We start from the raw sequence: 18,055 nt of genomic DNA, 5'->3' as shown, positions 1-18,055 counted from the left end.
TGCCGCCGCGCTATTCACTCATTTTCAACCGCCGGACCGTGGTCCGGTCGGCTGTAGTTCAGGGTTTACGCGCCTCATCCACGACAATACCGTGGCTCAGGTCTTCCTTCGGTCGTTCGGCCGGCATTTGCAGGCCGGTCACGATGTAGTAGACGGTCTCCGCAATATTGGTCGCGTGATCGCCGATACGCTCGATATTCTTTGCGCAGAACAGAAGATGCGTGCAGGCGGAAATATTGCGCGGATCTTCCATCATGTAGGTCAGCAGCTCGCGGAACAGTGACGTGTACATGGCATCAATCTCGTCGTCGCGGTCGCGAACGACATTGATCTGCTGCACCGAGCGCGACGCATAGGCGTCGAGAACATCCTTGAGCTGGGTCAGCGCCAGCTCGGCGAGTGTTTCGAGCCCGCGATAAAGCTTTACCGGCTGGCGTGATTCCGAAACGGCGGCAACGCGTTTGGCGATATTCTTGCCCAGATCGCCCACGCGTTCCAGATCGGCAGAGATGCGGATCGAGCCGATGATCTCGCGCAGGTCCACAGCCATGGGCTGACGCTTGGCGATAATCATCACAGCCTTGTCGTCAATCTCGCGCTCGCTGGCATCGAGAATGAGATCGTCGGAGATGACGCGCTGTGCGAGCGCATTGTCCGCATTGACGATAGCGGCGACCGACTGCTCGACCATACGTTCCGCATGTCCGCCCATTTCGGCGATCTTATGGGAGAGAAACTTCAATTCCTCGTCGTAGGAGCGAACGGTATGCTGAGACGGCATAGTAGACCTCGTAATATAAATTGCGGGGAAGCCGCACTGTCTATCTGTTGAAGCGCAGTTCCGGATCAGCCGAAGCGTCCGGTAATGTAGTCCTGCGTGCGCTTTTCGGTCGGCGCGGTGAACATGGTTTCCGTGTCACCCACTTCGACCAGATTGCCGAGGTGGAACATGGCGGTGCGCTGCGAAACACGCGCGGCCTGCTGCATGGAGTGCGTGACGATCACAATCGTATAGTTCTGGCGCAGTTCGTCGATCAGCTCCTCCACCTTCGCGGTCGCAATCGGGTCGAGCGCCGAGCACGGTTCGTCCATGAGAATGACTTCCGGGCTCACCGCAATCGCGCGTGCGATGCAAAGACGTTGCTGCTGGCCGCCCGAAAGACCGGTGCCCGCATCGTGCAAACGATCCTTCACTTCCTCGAACAAGCTCGCCTTCTGCAAGCTCGTCACGACGATTTCTTCAAGATCGGCCTTGGTGCGGGCGAGACCGTGAATGCGTGGGCCGTAGGCGACATTTTCATAAATCGACTTCGGAAACGGATTCGGCTTCTGGAACACCATGCCGACACGGGCGCGCAGTTCGACGACATCGATCTTCGGATCGTAGATGTCTTCATTGTCGAGCGTGATCTTGCCACCGACCTTGCAGCCTTCGATCGTATCGTTCATGCGGTTAAGCGAACGCAGGAAGGTAGACTTGCCGCAACCCGAAGGGCCGATCAGCGCCGTGACCATCTTTTCCTGGATTTCCAGATCGACGTCGAACAGCGCCTGCTTCTCGCCATAAAATACGCAAACCTTGTCGCCGCGCATCTTTATGGAATTGGCGTTGGCGTTCATCTTTTCTCCTACGGCTTTCTCGAGAGATCGTTCAGTCATCAGGTTCATAGCTTTCGACTCCCGTTTACCAGCGGCGCTCGAAGCGGCGGCGCAGAATGATTGCTGCAATATTCATCACGGCAAGGAACAGAAGCAGGACGATGATAGCGCCTGACGTGCGTTCCACAAAGGCGCGTTCTGCTTCATTCGCCCACATGTAGATTTGTACAGGCAATGCCGTCGCTGGATCCATTGGCGTGGACGGCACGTCGGCGACGAAAGCCACCATGCCGATGAGAAGAAGCGGTGCGGTTTCACCAAGCGCATGGGCAAGGCCGATGATCGTTCCCGTCAGGATGCCGGGTGCGGCAAGCGGCAGGACGTGGTGGAACACCATCTGTGTTTTCGATGCACCAAGACCGAGGGCCGCAGCGCGGATCGACGGCGGCACCGCGCGAAGGGCGGCACGGGTCGCGATGATGATGGTGGGAAGCGTCATCAGCGTCAGCACCAGACCACCGACCAGTGACGCCGAACGCGGCAGGCCGAAGAAGTTGATGAAGACAGCAAGCCCGAGCAGACCGAACACGATGGACGGAACCGCTGCCAGATTGTTGATGTTCACCTCAATCATGTCGGTGAAACGGTTCTTCTTGGCGAACTCTTCCAGATAGATCGAAGCGGCGACGCCGATAGGCAGCGACAGACCGAGAACGATCAGCATCATGTAGAGCGAACCGACAAGCGCGACGCCGAGACCGGAGGTTTCCGGACGGCTGGAGGCACCGAAGGTGAAGAGACCTGTATTGAAGGCCTCCTTCATGACGCCTTCTTCCGAAAGCATCTTCATCCAGCCCACCTGACGGTCAGAAACCTTGCGGCTCGTCTCCGGCACGGAAAGGTCGATCTGCCCCTTGAAGGCGGAATCGATGTCGGCGCCGGCCAGAACAGGAACGGTCTGCGTCGTGCCGATGAGCGATGGAGTGTCCATCACCATCTTGCGCAGCTGAATGCGCACGCCGTCGGAATAGAAGCGGCCCAGATCACGCATTGCCGGACGGTCTGTCGCAGCAACACCCAGTTTTTCGGCCAATGCATTGCGCACCAGAAGCGGATAATTGGCCGTGATCAGCACATTCGGATCGGTCGCGCGCTTGTTGCCCGGGTCAATCACCTTTTCTTCAAGCTTGACCGGCAGATAAAGCGTCGTCTGCCAGAAGGCTGTATAGCCCTTGGAAAAGACCGAGAAGAGGAGCGCACACAGAAAGAACACGCCGATGGCGATCGCAGCAATACCGTAATAGCGGAAGCGACGTTCGGCAGCGTAGCGGCGTTTCAGTCCGATATCGCGGCGCGTTGGCTGTGCCGTGGCGCCACTGGCGTTGAAGGTCGTATCGGTCATTATTCGTACTGCTCCCGGTACTTGCGCACGATATGCAGCGCAAAGATGTTCATGATCAGCGTCAGGACGAAAAGCGTGATGCCGAGTGCAAAGGCCACCAGCGTTTGCGGCGAGTTGAACTCCAGATCGCCGGTGAGCTGGTTGACGATTTTCACCGTGATGGTGGTCATCGCCTCGAAAGGATTGATGTTGATGCGTGCCGCAACACCGGCGGCAAGAACCACGATCATGGTTTCGCCGATGGCGCGGGATGCGGTCATCAGAAGCGCGCCGACAATTCCGGGCAAAGCGGCAGGAAGGACAACACGTTTGACGGTTTCGGAGCGGGTTGCGCCAAGACCAAGCGAACCGTCGCGCAATGTCCGCGGCACGGCTGTGATGATGTCATCGGAGAGCGAGGACACGAAGGGGATCAGCATCACACCCATGACGAGACCAGCGGTCAGAACGCTCTGCGCCATGATGAAGCCCTGACCGCCTGCAATGGCAATCGAGAGATCGCGCAGGAAAGGTCCGACTGTCACAAGGGCGAAGAAACCGTAGACGATGCTGGGAATACCGGCCAGAAGCTCAAGGACCGGCTTGACGATCGTGCGCACTCGGGGCGACGCATATTCTGCCATGTAGATGGCCGAGAACAAGCCGACTGGAACAGCGAACAGCATGGCCACAAGGGCGATGTAAAGTGTACCAGCCAGAAGCGGAATGAGACCGAACTGGCCTGTCTCACCACCCGAGCCGGCGGCGGCAAAGCGCGGGTCCCATACAGTGCCGAAGAAGAACTCCCACGGCGAGACTGACTGGAAGAAACTGATCGTCTGGAACAGCATCGAGCAGATGATGCCGACGGTCGTCAGAATGGCGATACCGGATGCGGCGATCAGCCCCCAGAGAACGATCCGCTCGACATTGTTGCGTGCACGCATGCGGCGGCTGATCGTGGAAAGGCCGAAGATCAGGCCTGCGATGGCGATCACCAAGGAAACAGCCGAACCGATGGTGTGTGTCAGCGCCGTTGCCTTTTTCAGGTAAAGCGCGATCGGCACCATGTAATCCTGGCCTTCAGTCGCGAGCGCCACGCCCTTGGATGCAAGAACGGCGCGAGCATCCTGATAGTTTGCCGGGAAGCTTTCCAGTTCGGCAGGCGTCAGCCGGTCAAGCCCGTTGGCCAGACCACGCACCATGCCAAGCTGCAGGCTGCGATTGGTGAAGGAGCCGTCCTCGATAGCATCCGGCAGACGGGCGGTCGCGCTGTGATCGAGATAGACCGACGTTCCAACGGCCCATACAGCGAGAAACAGAATCGCAGGCAATGCAGAAACGAGGAAAACCCACCAGCCATGATAATGCGGGCGGGAATGCATTTTCTCGGTCGGCGAGGCTTTTGCGGAAGCAGACTGCGCCTTGTCCAGTGCAACGGCACGCTGGCGGCCTATGAAGAATCCGATCAGCCCGATTGCAACGATACTGACGAGAACCAGAAAGAAGGACATTCAATTTCCCCGGTTGCCCTGATGAATGCGGACGGTTTTAGGTGCAGCTTCCACCCATGCCGTTCCACGTGGATGCGCCTGTCATAGTGCAAAGGCGCGAAAGGAGAAGAACGCGGAGATTCATCATCCCCGCGTTCCACAGATTAAAACTTACTTCGCAGCCAGCGTCTTGCCTTCGGTGAAGGCGGCGCGCTGTGCTTCACGTTCTGCGTCCGGAGCCGGAACCAGACCATATTCGGCGAGCGGGCCATCAGGACCGATCATCTGGTCATTCAGGAAGAACTCAACATATTCCTTCAGACCCGGGATAACGCCAAGGTGAGCCTTCTTCACGTAGAAGAACAGCGGACGCGACACCGGATATTCGCCCGAAGCGACGGTTTCAGCCGAAGGGGTGATGTCGTTGACGGTCGCAACCTTCAGCTTGTCAGCGTTGTTTTCGAAGAAGTAGAGGCCGAATACACCAACGCCGGTCTTGTTGGAGTCGATGCGGGCGAGCGTTTCGGCATAATCGCCGTCGATGTCGACAGCTTTGCCGTCCTTGCGCACTGCGATACAGGCGGAAGCGGCAGCCTTGTCGTCAAGACCGGTCTTCTTGATTTCGTCCAGAGCGCCGGAGTGCTTGCAGCCGTCGGCAAGAACCTTTTCTTCAAACACTTCACGGGTGCCGTGCTTTTCGCCTGGGATATAGGCAGCAATGTCCCAGTCCGGAAGGTTCGGGTTGACCTGGTTCCACTTGGTGTTCGGATTGTCGACCAGCTTGCCGTCGACGACGAGCTTGGCTGCGAGAGCCTTGTAGACATCTTCCGGCTTCAGCTTCCAATCCGGACCCTTGGCGTCGGTCGCGAAGACGATGCCGTCATAGCCGAAGCGTACTTCCTGAACATCCTTGACGCCAGCGTCGATGCACGACTTCAGTTCCGAGTCCTTCATGGCGCGCGATGCATTGGCGATATCGATGGTGTTTTCACCGACGCCCTTGCAGAATTCTTTGATGCCTGCGCCCGAACCGCCCGATTCAACAACCGGTGTCTTGAAGTTCGGAAAGGTTTCGCCGAACGTTTCGGCGACGATTTTTGCATAAGGCAGAACGGTCGAGGAACCGGCAACCTGAATCTGATCGCGCGCCTGAGCGGCGGAAACCGACATAACAGCAGCGATGGCAATCGCTGCGGTCGAGGAAATCATCTTGTTCATGAGCTGCGGCTCCTGTTGTAAAAGACATATGACGATGTGGCGTCGTTAGCCCTCTACGCGCTCTATATTACATTCATATGACACTATTGTTACAGGTTTGTATCAGAGCCGCTTGCCAGTGATTTTGTGGGGTTCTGCCGGTCCCTGAACCGGCAAAGATTTCAGCGCTTGAGCGGTTCCGGTTAACACAGAATCGTGGAACCGACCTATCTCTTTGTTTGTATGCATTATCCGACGCAAAACCGCTTCGCACTTCTGCTGGAAATGCTCTTAGAAATGCGGCAAACGCGCACCGAGATCTTCAATCCCCGAAACATCGACGTTGGCGAAGGCAAAGCGCAGAAATGCTTCTTGCCCATCACCGAAGAACCGGCCTGGCAAGGTGAGGATGCCAAGTGACTTCGCAAGGCGCTCGGCAACCTCGACCGATGAGGCATCAGGATAAGGGTGACGGACGAAGGCGAAGTAGGCCCCAACCGCCTCCACATGCCAGCCCTCGATATTGGCCATGACCGACCGCAATGCAGAGGCACGCCTTGCAATCTCGCCGCGATTATCGTCACGCCAGCCGATCAAGGGCTCAATGGCGCGTGCGACTGCGATCTGTGGCGCGCGGCTTGCGCATATCTGCAGATTGTCCATGACTTTTGCAACGTTCTCGACCATCGCCTTGCCCGCGACAATCGCACCAAGCCGGTGCCCCGGAATGCAGAACGATTTTGAGAAGCTGTAAAGCTGGATCAGATGCGACGGCCAGTCCGCCTCGTCAAAAAGCCGATGCGGCGGTTCATTGGCATCGGCCATAAAATCGCGATAGGTCTCGTCCAGAATGAGCCATGTTCCATTGTCGCGGCAGAGAGCATAGATTTCCGATAACAGTCCCGCCGGATAAATCGCCCCAGTTGGGTTGTTCGGGGAAACAAGCGCCAGCGCCGCAATACCCGGACGAAGCACAGCTCGGACATCTTCCGCGCTTGGGATGAAACCATTCTGGGCATGGCAGGGCACCGAACCTGAAGCGATGCCGAGCATTTCCAGCGATGAACGATGGTTGAAATAGAACGGATCGGTGGTCAGCACCCTATCGCCACTTTGCGCCACACACATGATGGCAGCGATAAAGGCCTGATTGCAGCCGGACGTAATATGGACGTTGGAGGCGTCGATCTGCGCGCGATAGAGCTGTCCGACATGCGCAGCATAGGCTTCGCGCAGAACCTTTTCGCCCTCAATCGAACCGTAACCGGCATAGGCGACCGATCCGGCTGCCTCGCCGAGAAAGTGCAGCATGTCTGGATGCGGAGGATAGCCGGGAACAGCTTGCGACAAATCAATCAGAGCACCACGCGACCCGTCATAATCCCGCGCCCAGGCCTGTACCGCTGGAATGGGCGGCGCGGAAAGGCGATTAATCAGCGGATTGACGGCAGGCGAGGACATTGGCGGCTCCCATGGTGGTTTTGGCCACTCTTATCGCGATCGCTGGTGTGGTTGAAGCCATTATTCGCTCGGACGCGAAAGCACGTAAACAGCCGAGCCGAGCATGAAAACAGTTACCGATGTTGCCAGCAGCCAGCCGGGTTTCGCGCCCCACCAGAACAGGCCATACCCGACCGTCATGCCAAGACAGGCATAAAGCTTTGCACGTGGCGGAATGGCTCCACGCTCGCGCCATTTTATGACCAGAGGACCAAAACGCTGATCGGCAAGCAGGCGAGCCTCAAGCTTCGGCGATGATCGTGCAAAGAACCACGCGGCAAAAATGATGAAGATCGTTGTTGGCATGACCGGCAGGAAAGCACCGATGATGCCAAGTGCCAGCATAAGGAAGCCGAGGCAAAGATAGAGTATCCGCTTACCCGCCGAAATTGCTGGCGAAGCGGTCTCGATCCTGTCTTTTTCCGGGTGGTCCTGCATGGCGTTCCATCGTCTGATCTGGACGCTTATAACAGGATTCTGGCGCTTTCGTGCAGGTTCACAGCGGTCAAAGAAATGTCATCCCACTGCCTTTCAGCCCCTGTGGATAACTTTTTGAGACCGGTAAGGAATTGTAAAACACAGTCATAAATTGCAGCTTTGCCCCCGAAATGCCTTATTTCCTTAACTTTGCCACTCAGGATGAAAACTTGTTCTACAAATAAAAATTGCAACGCAATCGCACCGAACCTCCGTCCGGGTAAGCAGTTCTTCTTGCAATCAATGCGCGAAAACAAGGCGCAGCAAAGGCTGCCGCAGATTCCTAACGAATCGTAAACGGTATTACAGCAACCAAACAGAATCTTTCCTAATATTCCTTGGTTATGTTTATCTGATTAAATAAACAACGTGTAGTATAGGATGATTTTCCCGATGCGATATAGATTCAATTATCGCATAATGTTCTCATTCAAACCACGTCAGCGCCACATTTAGATTCCAGTTCGCGATTGTCTTTCTCAGCGACAACTGTGGGACACCCCGTTAACAACTAGTGGATCTGGCATGACTTTCAAGACCCGTATGGCTATGCTCGCCGTTGCGGCAACCGGTCTTCTCGCGACCACCGCAATCGAGGCTTCAGCACAGCAATGCGGCGGTGCCTCCTGGTACGCCCTCACTTCCCGTACGGCTTCGGGTGAACGTATGAACCCGGCCGGCCTGACCGCAGCACACCGCACCCTGCCGCTTGGCAGCAAGGTCAAGGTTACCAATCAGAGAAACGGCAAGTCACTCGTCGTGCGCATCAACGATCGCGGCCCGTTCATCAAGGGACGCGTCCTCGACCTGTCGAAGGGTGCCGCCGGCCGCCTTGGCTTCATCGGCGCGGGACACACCAAGGTCTGCTTTACGCCGCTTTGATTTCGGCGACATTTCGTCCGACTATTGGATATGGAGCATTTCCGATCTAAGTTCGATCGTTAGAAATGCTCCATCGAATTGTTTTCGGCATTTCCTTGCCCCAAAATCGGTTCCCACTTTTGGGTGAGATGCCTATTTCCGGTCCAACCGGTCGGTGAACCAGCGGGTCAGCTTGATCCAGACCTCGTCCTTTTCGGCGGCATCCTCGATCCCGTGTTCAAGATTGGGATTGTCGTTGACCTCGATCACCACCACGCCATCGTCCGTTTCCTTCAGATCGACGCCATAGAGCCCGTCGCCGATGCAGCGTGCCGCGCGTAGCCCGGTTTCCAGAACCAATGGCGGCGCATCGCCCAGCGCATAGGAACGAAACCCGCCTTCCAGAGGCTTGCCGCCCGTATCGTGCTTGACGATCTGCCAATGGTTCTTGGCCATCATGTACTGGCAGATGAAAAGCGGCTTTCCGTCGAGAACGCCAACACGCCAGTCGAACTTCGTCGGCATGTATTTCTGCGCCAGCAGGAGGTCACTGTCCTCCAGCCATAAAGTGGCGAGCGATTTCAGTTCGGCAAAATCCTTCACCTTCTTCACGCCGCGCGAAAATGACGAATCCGGTATCTTGATGACCATCGGAAAGCCGAGCATATCGGCGGCGCGCTCCAGATCCTCCTCACCCGCAATCATCACCGTCGGCGGAACCGCCACGTCGTTCGCCTGCATCAGTTCGTGCAGATAAACCTTGTTGGTGCAGCGGATCATGGAAATCGGATCATCGATGACTGGCATGTTTTCCTGCTGCGCCCGCCGGGCGAAACGGTAGGTGTGATTGGAGATCGATGTCGTCTCGCGGATGAACAGTGCGTCATAATTGGCAAGTCGCGGCAGATCGCGCTTGCCGATCGGTTCCACTTCCACCCCAAGCCGGGCTGCGATTCTTGCCCAATGCTTCAGCGTTGAAACGGTCGAGGGCGGCATAGCTTCCTTCGGATCGCACAGCGTTGCGAAGGAATAGCGCGCTGGCACCTTTGGGCGCGCGGCGCGCCACTCACGCTGGGTATAGCGATCAAGTGCGTCCTCGAAGCGTTCCTTCTGTGCCTTGGTAAACTTGGTGATATTCGCAAAGCCGATCTTCTGGATTCGCGCCCATTCACCGGGCTTGACCGTGACTTCCAGCGACGGCGCGCGAAACCAGTCGAAGAGCAGCCGTCCGAACCGTTCAAATTCGGGATTATCGGCAAGACCGAAATGTACGTGAATTGTTTCGGGCGCCCTTTCCGGATGCTTGCCGAGCGCCTTGTTCAGCATGTCTTCGAGTTCGGGAATAGCGTTTTCATAAAGTCGCCGTTCCGACAGATCGATCATCGTTTCCACAGAGGGGATGATGCGATGCCCCCGCGCTTCAGCCAGAAGCGAAGCGTAATAGCCACGGCTTTGATAGGCGTAGGAGCGCGACAGGTTGATGATGCGCGGGCGCAGCTGCCCGTTGAAGAGAGCGGGATGCGCGAGATAGTCACGCGTGGTCATGACCTTGTGCGGCGTCGCCCCATTGTCGATATCCGAGAGGCGCCCTACCAGAATGACGCAGATCGTCATCAATCCGTCCTTTTTTCCAGAATAACGGCCGCCCTGAGCCCATCACTGCCGAACCGTGCGATGCGGTCGAAAATGTGGAAGGGAACAGGGACATTTGCAGCATCGGCAATGGTTTCGCCGAGCTCTTCCTCCACCCAGGGGTCATGAATGAGAATATGCCGCCCATCTTCGCCATGGGCGAGCACCCAGTGCGGCACTTTCTTGCCGAACATATGATAACCGCTGATCAGCACGATCACTGCCGCCCCACGGCGCAAGGCAGCCAGAATGTCGTGCAGCGTGAAACCGCGATAGTCCACCGGAATTGCATAGGCTTCTGTACGCTGGCGGAAATCGGTCTGCGCCAGTTGCATCACCTTGCGCTTTTCCTCCGAACGCACCGATTGCAGGAAAAGCATGTCCTCGATGGAAACGATGATCGAAGCTTTCAGACCGCGCTCATGCGCAGCGACCGCAAGCCCAAACGGCTCACAACCGCCCGGCCCCGACATCATGTAAATCGTCGTCGCATCGCGCCAAAGGCGGACTTCCAGCACGGGGTCGAGCTGCGTCTCCCGATTGTGCCGGGCAAGCACCATCATCAGGCAGGCTGCACCGCAGGTAAAATCAGTCGTCTGCTCGTAATAGGGAAAGGCCGTGACGGGTGAAATGTCACCGCGAACCGTCTTTTCGAAACGCAGCGCATCCGAATGGTCAGCGTAGTAATCGAGATAGCGTCCAATGGGGCGGTAGCCGTGCCGCTTGTAAAGCGCGATGGCGCGTTCATTATCCTCGCGCACTTCCAGCCGCAGCAACGGACGGTCGTGGTCGTAAGCTGCCGTTTCCGCCGCCTGCAACAGAAGAGAGCCGACGCCCTTGACCTTGGCCTCCGGGTCGACGGCTATCGAGTAAAGTCGCGCAAGCGCGGTGCCATGACGGAAAAGAATCATCGCATAGCCGATGACCGTGCCGTCCATTGTTGCAACAATGGTTTCTGCGGTTGGTCGTGCGATGAGGGCACGAAATGAACGGCGAGAAATCCGGTCTGTCTCGAAACAGCGCTCCTCGATGCGCAGGAGCGCATCTATGTCGTCTGCCGTGGCCTTGCGCGTCGTTGCGCCTGTCATCTTTTGGCCTTTGCAAAGGGATCGTTACGATCCGGTCGACACCAACATTGGCTTATTCGAGGCAAAAGACAAGCGCCCGGACCGTGGCAAAATTATGAGTGATTTTTACCGCCTGATCGGTTCCGCTCAGCCGCTAAATTCAATCAATAATTGCAATTTTTGGCACCACCCGCGTTAACCATTAATTAAGAAGTCCGGCGACCCCAAGGTGAACTGAATTGACTCCAGAGTATTTCAGACATTAACGTTTCGTTAACAAATGAGTAACTGGCGAGAGCCAAAGGGCGTTGAGTATGTTTTGCGTTGTTCGCTCGACCACAAAGATTATGGCAGTCGCCGGTTTTGCAGTTTCGCTGCTGATGGCAAGCTTTGGTGCGGAAGCCGCCTCCGGCGACTTCATGCAGACCGGCAAGCTGACCTCGCAGCCGATTGGACATTATGAATTCTGCAAGCGCGAAGCCAAGGAATGCGGCATCACCAGCCGCGACACCCGCGCACTGCAGCTCGACCATTCAAACTGGCAGCGCATCGTCGAGATCAATCTTTCGGTCAATGAACGTATCAAGCCGATGACCGACATGGAAATCTATGGCGTCGAGGAATACTGGGCTTACCCGACGACTGTTGGCGACTGCGAAGATTACGTCCTGCTGAAGCAGCGTGAATTGCAGAAGGCCGGCATTCCGATCACCGATCTTCTGATCACTGTCGTTCGCAAGCCGGACGGTGAAGGTCATGCAGTCCTCACCGTTCGCACGGATCGCGGTGATTTCGTTCTCGACAATCTGACCGATGAAGTCATGCGCTGGAACGAGACCGATTATACTTATCTGAAGCGTCAAGCAGCCAACGATACCGGTCGCTGGGTCACCATCGAAGGCCCGGACAACCTCCTCGTCGGTTCGGTACGCTGACACAAAACCTTCCCCATATGTTTTTGAAAACGTCCCGGAATGTGCTATTCATTCCGGGTCTAAAAAGGAGAGGTCGGTGCGGTTAGCCCGATCCCCGTTGCAAAGCGGGTCCTGGCCTTCGCAATTGTTTTCATTTCGGCAAATGCGTCGAGTCCCTTGACCTTACACTCCGATGCAATGGTGTATTGGAGAACAAAAGGTCTTGGTCATGAAACAGCAAATCTCCGTCATTACAATTGGTATCGCCGACCTCGAGTGCTCACGTCGTTTTTACACGCAGGGTTTCGGCTGGGCACCTGTTTTCGAGAATGAAGAAATCATCTTCTATCAGATGAACGGTTTCGTTCTCGGAACCTTCCTGAAAGCTTCGCTCGAAACCGATATGAACCGCAAAGGCCTCCAGCAGCTCGGCGCATTTTCTCTTGCACATAATGTGGAACTGGAAACGGATGTCGTGCCACTGATGGACCGGTTGGTTGGGGCTGGTGGCAAACTGGTGCGTTCGGCTGACGCGCCGAGCCAAGGTGGTTTTCGCGGCTATGTCGCCGATCCTGACGATCACGCCTGGGAAATTGCATGGAACCCGGCCTGGGCCATCGATGAGAATGGACTTGTAACGTTCGGAATATGAACTCAATGGGTTGGCAACAGGGCGCGAAATGCGCCCTGTTGTTTACAATGATACGGCTATTGGGGGGCGTATGAAGAAAATCTACTTTATCTCGCATCCGGAAGTCGTGATCGATCCCGCAAAGCCTGTTCCGTCGTGGAACCTGTCGGAGCGCGGAATTGAACGGATGCGCTCCTTTGCCAACCAGCCTGAACTGCAATCGATCACATCGATCTGGTCCAGCACGGAAGCAAAGGCAACTGAAGCTGCTGAAATTCTAGCGGATATTTTGAGAGTCCGTCTATTAACCGACAGCCGCTTTAACGAGATCGACCGAAGCACCACTGGCTTCCTGCCCGCCGAACAACACGAGACTGTAGCCGACCAGTTCTTTTCCGCACCCGAAGCGAGTATTCACGGCTGGGAGCGGGCCATCGATGTGCAACAACGCATCGTGGAAGGTTTTGAAGCGGTGAAATCATTTCCGGCCTCCGGAGACATCGCGATTGTCGGCCACGGTGGTGCCGGTACGCTACTGCTCTGCTTTCTGGCCGGACGTCCAATCAGCCGCCAGTATGATCAGCCCTTTCAGGGCCATTACTGGTGTTATTCATGCGAAGACAAATCCGTCCTTCATCACTGGAAGCCGATAGCGCCACGCTGAAATTTCCTCATCGTACTGTCTAAGCTACATAGCAGTTCCGCAGACTGACCATTTGCGTTATTCTCCGATTCTGGTTGCTTCCAAGCCTCCCCCCTCCGTCCGGGAAAGCATTTTTCATGCAGGAAGATGAAATCATCGAACCAACTGTTCGGGCACATGCACAAGGAGGGACTGCAATGACAGCTCGTCACAGGAGGTTTATCGATGCGGTTATCGTCACCTATCTATCACCTGAAGCGGCTTGCCAAGCGTTTGGCAAATGATGCTGATATTCCACTTCACGAAGCGCTTGATCGCGTTGCCGCGCAGGAGGGTTACAGAAGCTGGAGCCTGCTCGTTAACAACACATCCGCTCCCGTTTCTGCTCGCGAAATCTATGGCTATCTCAAGTCCGGCAGCATGGTGCTGATTGGCGCCAGACCGGGCCATGGGAAAACCCTGTTGAGTCTTGATATAATGATTGAGGCCATGCGAGATGGCAATTACGGCCTTTTCTTTTCGCTTGAATACACTGAGACGGATATCGCCGGACGCTTCAAGGCACTCGGCGTCGATCGCGATAACTTCCGGCATCTATTCCGTTTCGATTGCTCGGATGCCATCTGCGCGGATTATATGATCGCCAAACTCGACGCTGCTTCGGCTGGAACCGTCGTGATCGTCGATTATCTGCAGATTCTCGATCAGAAGCGGGAAAAGCCCGACCTGTCGACCCAGATTGCGGCGCTCAGGTCATTTGCTTCAAAGCGAAGGCTCACCATTCTGTGTATATCGCAAATCGACCGTTCCTTTGATCCAGCGGCAAAGCCGTGCCCAGGGATCGAGGATGTTCGGCTTCCCAACCCGCTTGATCTCACATTGTTCGATACATGCCTCTTTCTCAACAATGGCGAGATTCGCGTGCAATCGCGTGATCGGATGAAGACGCTTGAAAACATGACGTCGTAGAAGATGTTCAGGCTACGGAAACCAGCCTTTCCGCACCCATGCGATAGGATATGGCGCTGGCCAAATGAATGCGACCGACTTTGTCGCTCCCGTCCAGATCGGCCAGCGTCCGGGCGACCTTCAGAATGCGATGATAAGCGCGGGCAGAAAAACGCATCTGCTCGCTTGCGTCACGCAAAAGCTTGAGGCCTGCCGCATCCGGCTCAGCAACCTGTTCGATCAGTTTGGCCGAGCAATAGGCATTGGTCAGGGACGGTTCCAGACCGAGCGCTGAATAACGCTGGGTCTGAATCGCACGAGCGCGGGAGACGCGTTGCGCGACCGTCTCGCTCGTTTCCGACCGGGATGGCTTGATAAGATCGAAGGCAGAGACGGCAGGCATATCCACCCGCAAGTCTATACGGTCGAGAAGCGGGCCTGAAATACGCGCCTGATAATCGGCCTGACAACGGGGCCCCCGCGCGCAGACATGACCGGGTTCGCCCGCCATACCACAACGGCAGGGATTCATGGCGGCGATCAGTTGAAAGCGCGCTGGATAGCTGGTGCGATGATTGACGCGTGCAATGAGACATTCGCCGGTTTCGAGTGGCTGACGCAAGGAATCCAGCACCTGTGGCGAGAATTCCGGAAACTCGTCCAGAAACAGCACACCGTTATGCGCAAGCGATACCTCGCCCGGACGCGCACGCAGTCCACCGCCGACCATTGCCGCCATCGACGCCGAATGATGCGGCGCGCGGAACGGACGGCGATCTGACAGTTTTCCACCCGAAAGCTCACCCGCAATCGAGGCGATCATCGATACGTCCAGCAATTCGCGCGGAGAAAGGCGAGGCAGAATGGATGGCAATCGCTGAGCAAGCATGGATTTGCCGGATCCCGGCGGTCCGACGAGCAGCAGATTGTGATTGCCTGCAGCGGCGATTTCGAGCGCTCGCTTGGCGGTCTCCTGCCCCTTGATATCGGCAAGGTCGAGTTCCGCTTCACCGGAAATCCGCATGGATGGTTCCGGCCGGGTCAGAACCTGCGTGCCGCGAAAATGGTTGGCAAGGGCGATCAGGCTGCGCGGAGCCAATATATCAATGTCCGCACCCGCCCAGGCTGCCTCAGGCCCACAAACATAAGGGCAGATGAGTCCCTTCTCGTCCCGGTTCGCACCGATTGCAGCAGGCAGGACGCCTGCCACCGGCGTTATCGAACCATCGAGCGACAATTCACCCAGAACGAGATAGGACTGGATCGCATCCGCCGGGATAGCGCCGATCGCCGCCATAAGCCCGACAGCAATGGGCAAGTCATAATGCGACCCTTCTTTCGGCAGGTCGGCAGGTGCCAGATTAACCGTCACCCGTTTGGTCGGCATGGAAAGGCCCGAGGCGTGCAACGCCGCTTGCACCCGCTCCCGGCTTTCTGCCACGGCTTTGTCCGGCAAGCCGACAATGGACATGCCCATCTTGCCCGGCGCGACCATCACCTGCACGTCGACAGGCACAGCTTCTATGCCTTGAAAAGCAACTGTTCCAACCCGCGCGACCATGTGCCCCCGCTCGCCACGCACCACATCTCTTAAGTGAGTAAAGACTCAAATACAACTTAGAGAGTTAAGCACGAGCGAGCGGTAAACTCAAGAACGTTAAGAGAACAAATTAACGCTTGGCTTCGACCGCATCCCAGAACAGGGCTGCTATATTAGTCCCGTCGAAACGCTGGATTTCGCGGATACCAGTTGGAGAGGTAACGTTGATTTCGGTCATGTAGTCGCCGATCACATCAATGCCGACCAGAATGAAACCACGTTCTTTCAGTGATGGGCCAATGCGCTCGCAAATCTCGCGTTCACGTGGCGTAAGCTTGCTTTGTTCCGCACGCCCGCCGACATGCATGTTGGAACGGGCATCGGTTTCCGACGGCACGCGATTGATTGCACCGACAGGTTCCCCATCAATCAGGATGATGCGCTTGTCGCCGGCGCGTACGTCCTTCAGATAACGTTGTGCAATGAACGGCTCCTTGAAGAGCTGACCGAACATTTCCAGAAGCGAGGTCAGGTTGCGGTCACCATCGGCCAGATGGAAGACGCCCGCACCGCCATTACCGTAAAGCGGCTTCAAAATGATGTCGCCGAACTCGCGACGGAAATCCATGACTTCCTGCGGGTCCTTGGTGATGAGCGTTTCCGGCATCAGGTCGGGAAACTCTGTCACAAAGATTTTTTCGGGGCTGTTGCGCACCCATGCCGGATCGTTGACAACCAGTGTTTTCGGGTGAATCCGCTCCAGAAGATGGGTGGTGGTGATATAGTTCATGTCGAAGGGCGGGTCCTGACGCAAAAGCACCACATCCATTTCCGACAGGTCGCGGCGGATCGGCTCACCCAGCGTATAGTGATCGCCCTTGACGTCGCGCACTTCCATCTTTTCCAAGCGGGCGGAAACGACGCCATCGCGCATCGAAAGCCGGTCTGGCGTATAATGGTAAAGCTCATGACCGCGCTTCTGCGCCTCGAGCGAAAGGGCGAATGTGGTGTCGCCCGTAATATTCACCGTGCTGATATGGTCCATCTGGACCGCGACTTTGAGAGCCATGATTTCCTCGCGATTCGAAGTTGCGGGAAATCTAAAACGGAATGACTGGGCAACATAGTCCTTTCTCTCAATCCGTTCTCGGGCGTTGGCTGTGCACTCACAATGCTTGAAGTTGAACTGGATCAGCTTTCATCCGTTGATTATGTTGGATGCAATCGCTTCGGGCGTCTCGGGAGGAAAAAGTGACCGTCGTTAAAACTACCCTGTTTGCCGACCATGTAGCAGAACTGGGCGAAGGCCCCGGCTACGATCCACTGAGCGGAAATGTCTGGTGGTTCGATATTCTCGGTCAGAAACTGATCGAGAAGAACTGGGACAGCGGTGAAATCCACGTCCATGCGCTTGGCATGAAGGCCAGCGCCCTCGCCGTTATCGACCGTGACCGGCAGTTGATCGTCAGTGAGCATGGGCTGTTCATCCGCGAACGCGCCAATGGGCGACTGACCCTTCATCACCCGCTTGAAGCCGACAATGAAATTACCCGTTCCAATGATGCGCGCGTGCATCCATCAGGATCGTTCTGGATTGGCACGATGGGCAAAAAGGCCGAGACCGATGCAGGCTCGATCTGGTGGTATCGCGAAGGCCAGGTGAAAAAGCTTTTCTCCGGTATCACGATCACCAATTCAATCTGCTTTTCTTCCGATGGAACGATCGCCTATTTCGCCGACACGGATCGCAACATCATCTGGCGGGTCGATACGGATCCTGAGACCGGCCTACCGATATCCGACAAAAGCGTCTTCCACCACCGGGCCGAAGAAGGCGGTGTCGATGGCTCGGTCGTTGATGCGGACGGCACGCTGTGGAATGCCTGCTGGGGCGGCAGTTCGCTCAATGCCTATTCATCGCAAGGCCGCCTGATCCGCTCGATTTCACTGCCGGTCCGCCAGCCATCATGCCCTGCTTTTGTCGGACCGGATGCAACGGTGATGATCGTGACCAGTGCCAATGAAGGACTCGACGAAGAGGCTCGCCGTTCCGATCCCCATGCCGGAAAGGTTCTGCTGCTCGATCTGACGCTTGCCGGACGGCACGATCCGCCGGTTCGGCTCTAAACAGCAAATAAAAAAGAGCCCCTGCGGGCCCTTTGATTTAGAGCA

17 protein-coding genes are annotated in these 18,055 nt (G+C 56.3%); 6 read left to right on the top strand and 11 right to left on the bottom strand.

Annotation, left to right across the window (positions count from 1 at the left end; all coding sequences use genetic code 11):
* Window positions 1–58 precede the first annotated feature (58 nt).
* The 7 genes from phoU to LJ361_RS22680 form a co-directional block, all read right to left on the bottom strand.
* Window positions 59–781, bottom strand: coding sequence for a phosphate signaling complex protein PhoU (gene phoU / locus LJ361_RS22710; RefSeq protein WP_010657755.1), 723 nt, complete (start codon window positions 779–781; stop codon window positions 59–61).
* Between the two features lie 65 nt (window positions 782–846).
* Window positions 847–1,620: a phosphate ABC transporter ATP-binding protein PstB gene (gene pstB / locus LJ361_RS22705; protein ID WP_010657754.1), complete on the bottom strand. Its 774-nt coding sequence runs from the start codon at window positions 1,618–1,620 to the stop codon at window positions 847–849.
* A 64-nt stretch (window positions 1,621–1,684) separates the two neighbouring features.
* Window positions 1,685–3,001, bottom strand: a complete 1,317-nt coding sequence (gene pstA, locus LJ361_RS22700; protein ID WP_010657753.1) for a phosphate ABC transporter permease PstA — start codon at window positions 2,999–3,001, stop codon at window positions 1,685–1,687.
* Entirely contained in the window at window positions 3,001–4,494 is a 1,494-nt protein-coding gene (gene pstC / locus LJ361_RS22695; RefSeq protein ID WP_010657752.1) for a phosphate ABC transporter permease subunit PstC, read from the bottom strand. The genes pstA and pstC overlap by 1 nt, the downstream gene beginning before the upstream one ends.
* Before the next feature lie 150 nt (window positions 4,495–4,644).
* Window positions 4,645–5,691, bottom strand: coding sequence for a PstS family phosphate ABC transporter substrate-binding protein (locus tag LJ361_RS22690; RefSeq protein WP_010657751.1), 1,047 nt, complete (start codon window positions 5,689–5,691; stop codon window positions 4,645–4,647).
* Window positions 5,692–5,961: 270 nt separating this feature from the next.
* On the bottom strand, window positions 5,962–7,131 hold the full coding sequence (locus tag LJ361_RS22685) for an aminotransferase (RefSeq protein ID WP_010657750.1): 1,170 nt from the start codon (window positions 7,129–7,131) through the stop codon (window positions 5,962–5,964).
* 60 nt (window positions 7,132–7,191) lie between these two features.
* Window positions 7,192–7,608: a YbaN family protein gene (locus LJ361_RS22680; RefSeq protein ID WP_010657749.1), complete on the bottom strand. Its 417-nt coding sequence runs from the start codon at window positions 7,606–7,608 to the stop codon at window positions 7,192–7,194.
* Window positions 7,609–8,172: 564 nt separating this feature from the next.
* Between LJ361_RS22680 and LJ361_RS22675 the strand changes: the two genes are divergently transcribed.
* Complete coding sequence (locus LJ361_RS22675; protein ID WP_010657747.1) at window positions 8,173–8,529, top strand: septal ring lytic transglycosylase RlpA family protein; 357 nt, start codon at window positions 8,173–8,175, stop codon at window positions 8,527–8,529.
* 132 nt (window positions 8,530–8,661) lie between these two features.
* On the opposite strand, the gene LJ361_RS22670 is transcribed toward LJ361_RS22675, so the two are convergent.
* Window positions 8,662–10,122 carry a RimK family protein gene (locus tag LJ361_RS22670; protein ID WP_036578832.1) on the bottom strand — a complete coding sequence of 487 codons (1,461 nt, stop codon included), beginning with the start codon at window positions 10,120–10,122 and terminating at the stop codon, window positions 8,662–8,664.
* Entirely contained in the window at window positions 10,122–11,228 is a 1,107-nt protein-coding gene (locus tag LJ361_RS22665; RefSeq protein ID WP_010657745.1) for a peptidase C39 family protein, read from the bottom strand. Before LJ361_RS22665 ends, LJ361_RS22670 begins: the two co-directional genes overlap by 1 nt.
* A gap of 293 nt (window positions 11,229–11,521) precedes the next feature.
* Between LJ361_RS22665 and LJ361_RS22660 the strand changes: the two genes are divergently transcribed.
* From LJ361_RS22660 to LJ361_RS22645, 4 genes are all read left to right on the top strand, one after another.
* Window positions 11,522–12,142 (top strand): transglutaminase-like cysteine peptidase, encoded by a 621-nt coding sequence (locus tag LJ361_RS22660; protein ID WP_010657744.1) that lies wholly within the window; start codon window positions 11,522–11,524, stop codon window positions 12,140–12,142.
* A 208-nt stretch (window positions 12,143–12,350) separates the two neighbouring features.
* Window positions 12,351–12,773 (top strand): VOC family protein, encoded by a 423-nt coding sequence (locus LJ361_RS22655; RefSeq protein WP_151576406.1) that lies wholly within the window; start codon window positions 12,351–12,353, stop codon window positions 12,771–12,773.
* Window positions 12,774–12,843: 70 nt separating this feature from the next.
* A complete protein-coding gene (locus LJ361_RS22650; RefSeq protein WP_029375820.1) occupies window positions 12,844–13,416 on the top strand; it encodes a histidine phosphatase family protein in 573 nt (190 codons plus the stop codon).
* Window positions 13,417–13,620: 204 nt separating this feature from the next.
* Window positions 13,621–14,364, top strand: a complete 744-nt coding sequence (locus LJ361_RS22645) for a DNA helicase (protein WP_010657741.1) — start codon at window positions 13,621–13,623, stop codon at window positions 14,362–14,364.
* A 7-nt stretch (window positions 14,365–14,371) separates the two neighbouring features.
* Here LJ361_RS22645 and LJ361_RS22640 read toward each other — a convergent pair whose 3' ends face one another.
* Together LJ361_RS22640 and gshB are read right to left on the bottom strand one after the other, a co-directional pair.
* Complete coding sequence (locus LJ361_RS22640) at window positions 14,372–15,904, bottom strand: YifB family Mg chelatase-like AAA ATPase (protein WP_264812322.1); 1,533 nt, start codon at window positions 15,902–15,904, stop codon at window positions 14,372–14,374.
* Window positions 15,905–16,013: 109 nt separating this feature from the next.
* Window positions 16,014–16,952, bottom strand: coding sequence for a glutathione synthase (gene gshB / locus LJ361_RS22635; RefSeq protein WP_010657718.1), 939 nt, complete (start codon window positions 16,950–16,952; stop codon window positions 16,014–16,016).
* Between the two features lie 182 nt (window positions 16,953–17,134).
* Between gshB and LJ361_RS22630 the strand changes: the two genes are divergently transcribed.
* Entirely contained in the window at window positions 17,135–18,010 is an 876-nt protein-coding gene (locus LJ361_RS22630; protein ID WP_010657717.1) for an SMP-30/gluconolactonase/LRE family protein, read from the top strand.
* The last annotated feature ends 45 nt before the right edge of the window (window positions 18,011–18,055 follow it).

This window comes from Brucella sp. JSBI001 (assembly GCF_026014005.1).
GTDB lineage: Bacteria > Pseudomonadota > Alphaproteobacteria > Rhizobiales > Rhizobiaceae > Brucella > Brucella anthropi.
The sequence above is the reverse complement of the archived record's forward strand: the minus strand, read 5'-3'. Positions and strand labels throughout refer to the sequence as shown.

Excerpts from the sequence above, each read along its gene's own strand:
- pstB (WP_010657754.1), bottom strand. The coding sequence starts at position 1,620 with ATGAACGCCAACGCCAATTCCATAAAGATGCGCGGCGACAAGGTTTGC.
- LJ361_RS22675 (WP_010657747.1), top strand. The coding sequence starts at position 8,173 with ATGACTTTCAAGACCCGTATGGCTATGCTCGCCGTTGCGGCAACCGGT.
- LJ361_RS22650 (WP_029375820.1), top strand. The coding sequence starts at position 12,844 with ATGAAGAAAATCTACTTTATCTCGCATCCGGAAGTCGTGATCGATCCC.
- phoU (WP_010657755.1), bottom strand. The coding sequence starts at position 781 with ATGCCGTCTCAGCATACCGTTCGCTCCTACGACGAGGAATTGAAGTTT.
- LJ361_RS22685 (WP_010657750.1), bottom strand. The coding sequence starts at position 7,131 with ATGTCCTCGCCTGCCGTCAATCCGCTGATTAATCGCCTTTCCGCGCCG.
- LJ361_RS22645 (WP_010657741.1), top strand. The coding sequence starts at position 13,621 with ATGCGGTTATCGTCACCTATCTATCACCTGAAGCGGCTTGCCAAGCGT.
- pstC (WP_010657752.1), bottom strand. The coding sequence starts at position 4,494 with ATGTCCTTCTTTCTGGTTCTCGTCAGTATCGTTGCAATCGGGCTGATC.
- LJ361_RS22670 (WP_036578832.1), bottom strand. The coding sequence starts at position 10,122 with ATGACGATCTGCGTCATTCTGGTAGGGCGCCTCTCGGATATCGACAAT.
- LJ361_RS22660 (WP_010657744.1), top strand. The coding sequence starts at position 11,522 with ATGTTTTGCGTTGTTCGCTCGACCACAAAGATTATGGCAGTCGCCGGT.
- LJ361_RS22655 (WP_151576406.1), top strand. The coding sequence starts at position 12,351 with ATGAAACAGCAAATCTCCGTCATTACAATTGGTATCGCCGACCTCGAG.
- LJ361_RS22665 (WP_010657745.1), bottom strand. The coding sequence starts at position 11,228 with ATGACAGGCGCAACGACGCGCAAGGCCACGGCAGACGACATAGATGCG.
- LJ361_RS22680 (WP_010657749.1), bottom strand. The coding sequence starts at position 7,608 with ATGCAGGACCACCCGGAAAAAGACAGGATCGAGACCGCTTCGCCAGCA.
- pstA (WP_010657753.1), bottom strand. The coding sequence starts at position 3,001 with ATGACCGATACGACCTTCAACGCCAGTGGCGCCACGGCACAGCCAACG.
- LJ361_RS22690 (WP_010657751.1), bottom strand. The coding sequence starts at position 5,691 with ATGAACAAGATGATTTCCTCGACCGCAGCGATTGCCATCGCTGCTGTT.
- LJ361_RS22640 (WP_264812322.1), bottom strand. The coding sequence starts at position 15,904 with ATGGTCGCGCGGGTTGGAACAGTTGCTTTTCAAGGCATAGAAGCTGTG.
- gshB (WP_010657718.1), bottom strand. The coding sequence starts at position 16,952 with ATGGCTCTCAAAGTCGCGGTCCAGATGGACCATATCAGCACGGTGAAT.